The organism is Sphingomonas sp. A2-49 (assembly GCF_025548555.1).
Lineage (GTDB): Bacteria > Pseudomonadota > Alphaproteobacteria > Sphingomonadales > Sphingomonadaceae > Sphingomonas.
The window spans coordinates 1-10,476 of the sequence record NZ_JAJLPA010000042.1 but is presented as its reverse complement, the minus strand read 5'-3'; the positions used below and the strand labels follow the sequence as shown (position 1 = coordinate 10,476).

The 10,476-nt window shown below is 65.1% G+C and carries 7 protein-coding genes; 1 reads left to right on the top strand and 6 read right to left on the bottom strand.

What is annotated here, in order from left to right; translation table 11 throughout:
• A partial coding sequence (locus LPN01_RS19180) for an ATP-binding protein (RefSeq protein WP_410482860.1) occupies positions 1-189 on the top strand: 189 nt, incomplete at its 5' end.
• A gap of 608 nt (positions 190-797) precedes the next feature.
• On the opposite strand, the gene LPN01_RS18920 is transcribed toward LPN01_RS19180, so the two are convergent.
• The 6 genes from LPN01_RS18920 to LPN01_RS18900 all read right to left on the bottom strand — a co-directional run bounded on the left by LPN01_RS18920 (position 798) and on the right by LPN01_RS18900 (position 10,251).
• Positions 798-1,856 carry an acetate/propionate family kinase gene (locus LPN01_RS18920; protein WP_262829982.1) on the bottom strand — a complete coding sequence of 353 codons (1,059 nt, stop codon included), beginning with the start codon at positions 1,854-1,856 and terminating at the stop codon, positions 798-800.
• Positions 1,844-4,258 carry a phosphoketolase gene (locus LPN01_RS18915; RefSeq protein ID WP_262829981.1) on the bottom strand — a complete coding sequence of 805 codons (2,415 nt, stop codon included), beginning with the start codon at positions 4,256-4,258 and terminating at the stop codon, positions 1,844-1,846. The genes LPN01_RS18920 and LPN01_RS18915 overlap by 13 nt, the downstream gene beginning before the upstream one ends.
• A gap of 370 nt (positions 4,259-4,628) precedes the next feature.
• Positions 4,629-4,853, bottom strand: a complete 225-nt coding sequence (locus tag LPN01_RS19175) for a hypothetical protein (RefSeq protein WP_410482859.1) — start codon at positions 4,851-4,853, stop codon at positions 4,629-4,631.
• Positions 4,854-4,935: 82 nt separating this feature from the next.
• Positions 4,936-5,814, bottom strand: a complete 879-nt coding sequence (locus tag LPN01_RS18910; RefSeq protein WP_262829979.1) for a diguanylate cyclase — start codon at positions 5,812-5,814, stop codon at positions 4,936-4,938.
• A 2-nt stretch (positions 5,815-5,816) separates the two neighbouring features.
• On the bottom strand, positions 5,817-9,368 hold the full coding sequence (locus LPN01_RS18905; RefSeq protein ID WP_262829978.1) for a PAS domain S-box protein: 3,552 nt from the start codon (positions 9,366-9,368) through the stop codon (positions 5,817-5,819).
• A 283-nt stretch (positions 9,369-9,651) separates the two neighbouring features.
• Complete coding sequence (locus LPN01_RS18900; RefSeq protein ID WP_262829977.1) at positions 9,652-10,251, bottom strand: LuxR C-terminal-related transcriptional regulator; 600 nt, start codon at positions 10,249-10,251, stop codon at positions 9,652-9,654.
• Between the last annotated feature and the right edge of the window lie 225 nt (positions 10,252-10,476).

Here is a 10,476-nt window from a genome sequence, read left to right as displayed (position 1 = left end):
TTCCAGCGGTTCGCTCGTGCGGAGGCATCTCGCACTACCGATGGACACGGCCTAGGTCTCGCGCTGGTTCGCGCCGTCGCTGTTGGGCACGGTGGCGACGCTACGCTTTCGCGGTTCGACAGCGGTTTCGGCGTCACCTTGAGACTGCCCGGCAGAGCTTGGAGGCGGGACATTCTAAAGTCTCCTTAGCGCCGTTTGCGGCGGGATACTGGAAAACCTGAGGTGTCTTGTCTTCCGATCCCCTTCAGGACAAAGTGCGAGCTTTCGCCGGGGTATCGACGGCTGCTTTGGGTGAGAATGAACGTCGGATGCTGGGAAGCGGGCAGGGGGCTCTAGACGTCCGGTTCTGGGTCAAGTCGCCAGCGCGAGCGGGATAGCGTAACGAAACTCGATGTATAAGCGCACGCTGGGTTACCAACACGTGGCATTACTACAATTTTCTACTCAGTCCGATCTAACACTTTACCTTGAAATTACCTGTCGCTTGCCTAGCAACACACATTGAGGGTTTGCGCACTCGCTATGCCGCTCCATCACGACAACGTTCCAGCCGCAACCAGAACAAACTTTACGGCTTTTTCGACGCTCGATTTCGAGTGATGTCAGCATAACAATCTCCTGTGCTTGGACGTTGAAATTAGCTTGGTGCGGCGTCGTTGCCGCAGGCAGCTATCTCACCGCTCTCACCAGGTTGCGACGAACACGGGCAGGAAGGACCCATACCCGGCCATTTAGGCCGACTTACCGGCTTCCCAACTTCGGCCATTCGTTAATTGACGCGCAACCAGCAGTTAATGTCACGCCGCCCTGTCTTTCGTGACGCCTGCCCGCATAAGTGCCGACGCATCCCACGCGATCTGCTCTTCCTCATCGGGCGAGCAGACTTTGACGTTCCCTGCATCTGCACCCTCTGCGACACCGGCCCAAGCGAGATCGGCGCATATCGTGTTCCGCGTCTCGGCATCATGCTCGCCGATGCCACCACTGAAGACGAGCAGGTCGATGCCGCCTAGGCTGGCGATCATCGCCGCAATCTGCTTGGCGATTGATCGGCAGAAGATGTTGATGGCAAGCCGGGCGTCGGGAGCGGCGGGTGCCAGCCGACGGAGTGTCTGCAGGTCGCCACTCCGATCAGAGATGCCGAGGAGGCCGGACTCGCGATCGAGCAACTCCTCCAGCCGAGCAGCGGTCATCCCGTGCTCCCGCAGCAGGAACAGCAGCAAGCCCGGATCGAGATCGCCGCTGCGAGTGGCCATCACGACGCCCCCCGAGGGCGTCAGCCCCATCGAGGTGTCGACCGAGACGCCGTCCAGTATCGCCGTAACGCTTGCCCCGCTGCCAAGGTGCGCGATCACCAACCGCTCGGGCAGGTCGGCGCCGAGCTGGCGCACGATCGACTGGCAGGACAGGCCGTGAAAGCCGTAGCGTCTCACCCCAACCGTCCGGAGCGCTTTGGGAACGGGCAGAACGGCGGCGATCGCCGGTAGGTGTTCGTGGAAGCCTGTATCGAAACAGGCGATCTGCGGTGTGCCCGGATAGCGGCGCCGCGCTGCCGCGATCAGGTCCAGCGCGGCGGGCCCATGCAGGGGCGCAAACGGGCATGCCGCCTTGATATCGGCAATGACACCGTCGTCGATCAGCGTCGGCCGGAACAGCTTTGAGCCGCCGTGGACGATGCGGTGGCCGATTGCATCGGGCAACCTGTCTAAATTCGCTGCGATCTCGTCGATGCTGTGATCAAGCGCAGTCTCGATCGCACCAGAGACTACCGTCTTCACCCGGTCGTTCCCGACGGCGAATGCACCATATTTCAGCGACGACGACCCGCCGTTGATTGCCAGGATTAGCGTGTCCACTGCCAATCCCGCACCTCCGGCAGATCGTCGCCCTCTTCGGCCACGTAGAGCTTGTGCCGCTCGATCATCGCCCAGTAGCGAGCAGTTTCGGCAGGCACGCGGTCCTTCAGCCGCGGCACGCGCTCGATCGCATCGAGCGCAAGGCGGTATCGGTCGAGGTCGTTCATGACGACCATGTCGAACGGTGTCGTCGTGGTACCCTCGCCCTTGTAGCCGCGGACGTGGAAGTTGTGGTGACCGTGGCGGGCGTAGGCCAGCCGGTGCACCAGCGAAGGATAGCCGTGAAAGGCGAAGATCACCGGCCGGTCGGTGGTGAACATCGAGTCGAACGCACGATCGTCCATCCCGTGCGGATGTTCTGACTGCGGTTGCAGCACCATGAGGTCGACGACGTTCACCACCCGAATGCGGATGTCGGGCACATACTCGCGCAATAAGGTCGTTGCCGCGAGCGTCTCCAGCGTCGGCACGTCGCCGGCACAGGCAAGCACCACGTCGGGGTCGCCGTCGTCGCTCGCCCAGTGCCAGATGCCGGCACCGATCGTGCAGTGGCGCACCGCCTCGTCGATCGTCAGCCACTGCCATTCGGGCTGCTTGCCGGCGACGATGACGTTTATATAATTGCGGCTGCGCAGACAGTGATCGGCGACCGACAACAAGCAGTTGGCGTCGGGCGGCAGGTAGATGCGGGTGACTTCCGCGGTCTTGTTCGCCACATGGTCGAGGAAACCCGGGTCCTGGTGGGACGAGCCGTTGTGATCCTGCCGCCAGACATGCGAGGTTAGCAGATAGTTGAGCGACGCGATCGGCCTGCGCCATGGGATCGCGCGCGTCGTCTTCAGCCATTTGGCATGCTGGTTCACCATCGAATCGACGATGTGGACGAACGCCTCGTAGCACGAGAACAGGCCGTGACGACCGGTCAGCAGATAGCCCTCCAGCCAGCCTTGGCAGAGATGTTCGCTCAGCACCTCCATGACGCGGCCGTCCTGCGCAAGGTCGGTATCGTTCGGCTCTGTTTCCGCCATCCACGTCTTGCCGGTGACGTCGTACACCGCCTGCAAGCGGTTCGAGGCGGTCTCGTCAGGACCGAACAACCGCATGTTCGAGGCACTCAGGTTGAGTGCCATCGTTTCCTTCAGGTAGCTGCCAAGCGTCGCCGTGGCCGCTGCCCTGACGCCACCGGGTGCGGTGAGCGCGACGGCGTGCGATCGGAAATCGGGCAGCGCGAGCGAGCGCATCAACTCGCCGCCATTGGCGTGCGGGTTGGAGCTCATTCGGCTGTGCCCGGTCGGTGCTAGCGAGGCATATTCCTCGCGGAACTTGCCGGTGACGTCGAACAGTTCTTCGGCGCGGTAGCTGCGCATCCATTCCTCGAGCTGGACGAGGTGCTCAGGATCGTCGAAGTCGGCGATCGGCACTTGGTGCGCGCGCCAGGTGCCCTCTACCGGCTTGCCGTCGACGATCTTCGGCCCGGTCCACCCCTTGGGCGTGCGTAGCACGATCATCGGCCAGCGTGGCCGCATCCCGTCCGAGGTCGCGGATCGTGCCTCGCGCTGGATCGTGCGGATATGATCGAGCACCGTGTCCAGCGCGGCCGCCAGTTGCTGATGGACGAGCATCGCATCGTCGCCTTCGACGAAGAACGGTTCATGCCCATAGCCGCGCAGTAGGCTGGCCAGCTCCTCGTCCCCGATCCGAGCGAGCACCGTCGGGTTGGCGATCTTGAAGCCGTTGAGGTGCAGGATCGGGAGGACGGCACCGTCCCGTGCGGGGTTGAGAAATTTGTTACTGTGCCAGCTCGCCGCAAGCGCGCCCGTCTCCGCCTCGCCGTCGCCGATCACGCAGGCGACGATCAGGTCGGGATTGTCGAAAGCGGCGCCGTAAGCGTGCGCCAGCGAATAGCCGAGCTCGCCACCCTCGTGGATCGATCCCGGCGTCTCCGGCGCGACATGGCTCGGGATGCCGCCCGGCCAGGAGAACTGACGGAACAGCCGCTCCATCCCCCCACGGCTACGCTCGATCGCTGGATAACGCTCGGTGTACGACCCTTCGAGATAGGTCTGCGCGACGATGCCGGGGCCGCCATGGCCGGGACCAATGATCGCGATCATGTCGAGGTCATGGGCGACGATGAGCCGGTTGAGGTGCACGTAGAGGAGGTTCAGCCCCGGCGTGGTGCCCCAATGGCCGAGCAGCCGCGGCTTGACGTCGGCCAGCGTCAGGGGACGTTCCAGCAACGGGTTGGCCCGCAGGTAAATCTGGCCGACGGAGAGGTAGTTCGCCGCTCGCCAGTAGCCGTGCATTCGCCGCAGCAGCTCCGGCAGAAGCGGCGACGCCTCTGCCGCGCGAATGTCCGCGTGAGGGTTCCCGAGCGGCGAGCGTTCGATCAGCGCGTCCATGCTCAAGCCAACCCGCCGTCCGCCGACGCTCTAGCTGTTCGAGCGTGGCCGGCCGCCGAGTGCAGGTCGGCAAGCTCGGTATGGATGATGCGCGCTATGTTGGTAGCCGACAGATCGGCCATCTTCCGTTCGAACCGTGCGCGAGCGAGATGATTGCTGAGGATAATCGGCATAGCCGTCTCCCGTTGATAAGCGGGAGCGCTGACGGTCTCTCAGCCGTCGCGGTGCCCAGGGCGGAAGCGACGATGATTTTCATTACCACGTTGGCGCTTCGTCCCCTAACTATCTCTGGCCGATAAACGAGGAGCCGGCGTGCAGTACAGTCGCCGGCGACAAGACCCAATTGCGGCCGTTCGAGACAAGCTCTTGGCTACCCGATCCCGGCCGTCCGTTCAGCTCGGCAAAAACTGATATCGCGTGTCCGCGAGTTGAGGCTATGTCGAACGACGCTTTCACCAACGCTGTGCCCGCATGCTACCGAAGCGAGGTAGCGCGCGCCCAGCTCGCCCCTCTCAAGGGCGAGAACACAGAGCCTCACCACGTCGCTGACATGCGTCGCGGGCCAGCGCATCTGTCCCTCTCCCACGTACGCCACCGCCCCAGCGCGGTACGCCTCGTCGGTTAGCGGCGTGATCAGCCCGGCCTTCGTCGTATCGTACAGACGAACAGTCGCGCCATTAAGACGCGGCTACGACCTTGTTGCGGCCGCTGTTCTTCGCTGCGTAGAATCGTTCGTCGGCCAGCCTGAGAAGGTCGCCCGCGGTGCAGCGAACCGAGGCTTGGGCCACGCCGAAGCTCGCCGTCACCATGCGCCCACCCATGAATGGAAGCGCTTCGATCCTCATGCGGAGCCGCTCAGCCGCTGCAGTCGCCTGGTCGAGACACGACGAGGGCAATGCCCAAGCAAATTCCTCACCCCCTATCCGCCCGACGAAGTCGCTGTCGCGCACCGTTGCCCGGACGCGGTCGGCCACCTCGCGCAGCACGGCGTCCCCGGCGGCATGACCGCCTTCGTCGTTGATCCGCTTGAAGTGGTCGACGTCCATCATGACGACGCTGATCGCCGATCCATGCCGGCGCGATCGGACCATCTCCTCCTCGAGACGAGACATGAAGCGACGGCGCGTGTCGAGCCCGGTCAGTTCGTCGGTTGCGACCAGTGACATCAGACGTCGGGACGCAATCCCCAGCTGCGAAAGGCTGCGGATGCGGGCGATCGCCTCAACCTCTTCCACCGGCTTGCGCAGGAAATCCGTCGCTCCGGCCGCGAACGCGTCGAGCAGGATCGCACGGTCCGCGCTTGCGGTCACGATCACGATCGGCACGATCGCGCCCTCGGCGGTCGCACGAAGCCGCGTCACGAACTCGTCCCCTCGCAAACCGGGCATCGCATAATCGACGAGCACAAGGACGGGCGTATTCGCATCGCACCAACCCAATGCCTCAGCCGGGTCCGTGAAGCCGATCGGCTCAAGCCCGTCGATCGTCCCGACCAAGGCGCTGAGCAGAGCGACGTTGATTCGCTCGTCGTCGACGACGAGGACCTTTCCGCGCACCGTCATACGCTTTTGCGCCGCTCTGCCCGGTCGTCTATCGCGGCTCGCGTAGCATGCGCCGCCGCTACAAGCTCGCCGCCCAATGCCTCGAGCGGTCGGCCGGCTGCGCAGGCCTCCTCAATGCGGCGCGCCAGCATACCGACTCTGACGGCGCCAACGTTCAGCGTTGCCCCCATCAACGAATGGGCCTCGGCGGAGACGGCTTCGCGGGCGTCGAGATCTATCAGCCGCGTCAAGACGGCGGGACGCGTCCGCAGCTCGGTGGCGAGCATATCGACGAGCTGGTGCATGGAACCGTATCCGATCATCCGCTCCAATCCGGCCAGCTTCTCCTCGTCGAGCAGATCGTCCTGCGTTTCGACCGATGCAGCTTCGCCGCAGTCTTGGTAAGACCCAAGGGAAATCAAGTTCAGCTGTTCCTGCAGTTGTCGGCTGTCCACCGGCTTCGTCATGAACCCCGTAAGTCCGACGCCCTCATAGAAACGCCGGCGCTCGGGGGATGCGTCCGCGGTCAGCGCGATGATCGGCACATCCGCGCACGCACCGTCCCCTGCACGGATGGCACGGGTTGCTGCCAGTCCGTCCATCTCCGGCATCTGCATGTCCATGAGGATCACGTCGTAGGTCTCCCGTTCGGCAGCCTCCACGGCTAGGCGTCCGTTCTCGACGCTGCGGATACCGTGACCGGCCTTCCGGACCAGTGCCTCGACGAGCGCACGATTGATCTGATTGTCTTCGGCCAGCAGCACCGACAGCTCGCGAATGAGGCCCGGCGGGACCGCACGGGGTGTCGGTGTCAGGAGGCGGCCCGCCTCCATATCGAGCTCGACGTGGAAGCGCGTTCCTTCGCCGACGCGGCTTTCGACGCCGATTTCTCCGCCCATCGCCTCCACCAGCCGCCTGGAGATGGCGAGGCCCAGTCCCGTGCCGCCAAAGCGACGGGTGGTGGAGGCGTCCGCCTGGATGAACGGCTCGAATAGCTGGTCGACGACGTCCGCGTCGATCCCGACGCCGCTGTCGACGACCTCAATCGAGACCTCCCGTCGGCGGGCCAGCGCAGCAAGACCGATGCGCAATTCGACCCGCCCGGCGCTCGTGAACTTGATCGCGTTGCTGATTAGGTTGGACATGACCTGCTGAAGCCGGACCGGATCTCCCTTGACCCGCATGTCCTCCCCGCGCGGGGCAGACAAGGAAAGGATCAGCCCCTTCTTCGACGCCGCGTGGTGGAACAGGTCGATCGTGCCAAGCGCGAGTGCACCGAGATCGAAGTCGATGTGCTCGATCAAAAGATTGCCGCTTTCGATCTTCGAGAAGTCAAGGATGTCGTCGAGCACCGTCATCAGCAGCGTTGCGGACTGCTCGAGGTTATCGAAGAACCGGAGGCGATCTTCCGGCGCGAGATCGGTGCGAAGCAGTTCGATCATGCCAAGCACGCCGGTCATCGGCGTCCGGATCTCGTGGCTCATCGTCGCCAGGAACGCGCTTTTCGCTTCCGCCGAGGCCCTCGCTTCGTCACGGGCGGCCGTCAGCGCTGCCGCCGATTCAACCTCGGCCGTTATGTCGCGGAATACGCCGACGACCCCAATGATCGTGCCGTCCGGGGCGCGCTCCGCGTGACCGCTCGACGCAACGTGCCGAAGCGAACCGTCGGCGCGCAAGATCCGGGCGCGAAAGGTCCAGGGGCGCCCGACGGAAAGAGCCTCTTCGAGCTGATGCTGCACTTGGGACCGATCGTCCGGATGGTATGCCTGGATCGCCTCGTCCAAGGGCGGCTGGTCACCAATCTCGCGACCGTGGATGCGATAGACCTCGTCGGACCAGAACACCTCGTGCGTGACGGCGTCCAGTCGCCAGTGGCCGACGCCGGCAAGCGCCTCCGCCATGCTGAGGAGCCGGTTCCTCTCCTCCGCCCGGGATTTGGCGGCCGCCGTCTCCAGCTCCGCCTGGCGGCGCCCGCCGATGTCACGAACGCTCGCGATGAACTCGACCGGACGCCCCTCCTCGTCCCGGACCAGGCGGTATGTCGCCTCCAGCCATGCGTAGCTGCCGTCGCGCCGACGCTGACGGTATGAGCAGACGGGATCGACCGCGCCCTCCAGCAGACTGCGACACGTCGCCTCGACCATGGCCCTGTCGTCGGCGTGGATCGACGCGATCGGCGTAGTGCCCAACAATTCGTCCGGTTCGTAGCCGAGGATCTTCGTCGACGCCGGCGACACGAAGCGACGAACGCCATCGATCCCGATCCGGACGATCATGTCGTTCGAATTCTCGGCGAGGAGGCGATACTGGCGTTCGCTCTCGGCCACCCGAATGTCCGCGCGACGCCGCTCCTCGATGTCGATGACCGTGCCGGTCCATGCTGCCGCCCCGGCCCCCTCAAGGTCCGCGCTCATGGCGAGGTCGACCCACCCCGGCGCGCCATCGCGACGCATGAAGTCGAATTCGCCGACGAACCGCTGGACGCCGTCAGACCGCTCCCAAGCGGCTTCAGCGACCGCGCGCTGCTCAGGTGCGACGATCGCGTGCCACGCATCGCCGACCCGCTCCCCGACGAGGCGGTGCCATCTCGCGTTGCCGTAGGTGACAACGCCAGCCGCGTCGGTGCGGAACATCGCCACGGGCGCCCCCTCGGCCATGCGGCGGAACCGCCGCTCACCATCGGCCAGGCGCAGCATCACCCCTTCCCGCTCGACGAGGACCGCTGCCACAGGCAGCTTGGCGACGACCACGACCGCGAGAAACGCTTGGAGGAAGAGGATGCGCTCGCCCGTGTCGGACAGGGCGTGCGCGATCGGCCCCGATCCCCGCATGGTTTCGAACGAGGCGATGGTCGCGACGGCCACTATGCTCGCCGCGGCACCGATGAATCGGAGCCGGAAGACTGCGAGCGTGACGGCCGGAAGGATCAGGAAAAGAGCCGGATAACGCGACTGATCGAAGACAAGGAACGTCACAGTCCCGATACCCAGGAGCGTGGCGACGATCTCCAGCCTGCGCGTGGACCGCAGGATGCCCATGCAGTCGCTGCAGGCCGCCACGAGGATCAGCGGCCCGGCGACGATCATGCCGAGGGCATCCGCGGCGAACCAGTGGAGCGCCAGCGGCGCGAACGCGGCGCCGTCGAGCAGCGTCAGCGTGCCCGCCCCCACGAGCGCGCCAAGAACGGGCGCGACGAAACCCGCGATAACGAAGAAGACGCCGAGGTTCCTCGGCGCGTAGAGGGGCACGTCGCGCCTGGTAAAGCGTTCGAAGACGAGCAGACCGACGACGATCTCGAGGACGTTCGCACCGGCGAGCAGCACACTGATCAAGGGCGAGGTGCCCGTGAGGAGGCTCGTCGCCGCCATCCCCGTCGCGGCTCCGACCAGGACGGCGCGTCGGTCGATCCGCTTGAACCGGATCAAGGGCGCAAGCACGATGGCGTTGGCGAGCCATAAAGGCGCCATGCCCTCCACCGCGCCTGCAAGCGTCTTCCCGGCGTAGGCCAGGATGGCGGTGCCGACCACGGCACACGCCGCGGTCAGCGCCTTATGCGCACCGGAAAACATGCATCGACCCCTTCCCACTCGCTCGAATGCAACGCCCCGCTCCCCGCGGCGCATGCCCAAGCCCTGCCCCCTCGACGGCGTCCCGATGCAGCCGCCGGTGAGATGCCGGGCAAGAGGCCCGAGCATCCTGCCGACGCTGCCTGTTGCCTTCCCGGGTGGGGGTGGGAGGACCGGGCGATCCTCGCGCGGAAGGAAGGCTGGGCCGCCGGTCGGCGGCGGGGGCGGTTCGCCGACAGGTCCGTAGCTAAGGGACTGGATTGACGCCGCATATCACTACTTAGGGTCAGCCCGCCGTCCCGTGGAAGAGCAGAACAGCCTGCGTGCGGTTGAACACGTCGAGCTTGCGTAGGATCGCCTTGACGTGCTGCTTCACCGTGATCTCGGATAGACCGAGATCGAACGCGATCTGCTTGTTGAGGCGACCGTCCGACATCGCACGTAGCACGCGGCTCTCCGCCGCGGTCAGCGCCGCGAGACGCGAGGCACGATCGGTTCCTTCCGGCGCCTGCACGGTCGCGCCCGGACCGAACCATCGCCTGCCGGCCAGGATCGCACGCACCGCCTCGACCAGCTCGGTGATCGGCGCGGCCTTCGACACGAAGCCGGAGCCACCCAGCGCGGCGACCTGACGTTCCGTGTCGGCGTCCTCGGTCGCGCTGACGACGAGGATCGACGTGCCGGGGCGCGCCCGCATGACATCGATGAGGCTTCCAATGCCGTTGCTGTCCGGCAGCCGGAGATCGAGTATGACGAGGTCGAGCGGCATCCGATCGTCCAGCGTGTCCCGCAGCGTGGCCGCCTCGACCAGGAAGAGATCCGGATCGGCTATCCGCAGGGCGTGCTTGGCCGCCTCGCGACACATCGGATGGTCGTCCGCGACCATCGCTCTTCGAGCGGAGCCCCCGCCTGCAGAGCTGATGTCGCTTAACATGGATCTGCCATAGCAGACCGATCCTCGGGGGCGAGCAGATTGCATGTCTGCGCCGACGAAGTTCTACTGAGAATGTTTGGGGTTCGTCGGCACCGGCATCACACAGATTCGTCGCCGATGCGTGAGGCCTATCAAATTCGAACTGCGATTCGAGTAAATCGGGGAGCACGCCGAGAG

Coding starts and splice junctions, on each gene's coding strand:
- LPN01_RS18915 (WP_262829981.1), bottom strand. CDS start 4,258: ATGGACGCGCTGATCGAACGCTCGCCGCTCGGGAACCCTCACGCGGAC.
- LPN01_RS18905 (WP_262829978.1), bottom strand. CDS start 9,368: ATGTTTTCCGGTGCGCATAAGGCGCTGACCGCGGCGTGTGCCGTGGTC.
- LPN01_RS18900 (WP_262829977.1), bottom strand. CDS start 10,251: ATGGTCGCGGACGACCATCCGATGTGTCGCGAGGCGGCCAAGCACGCC.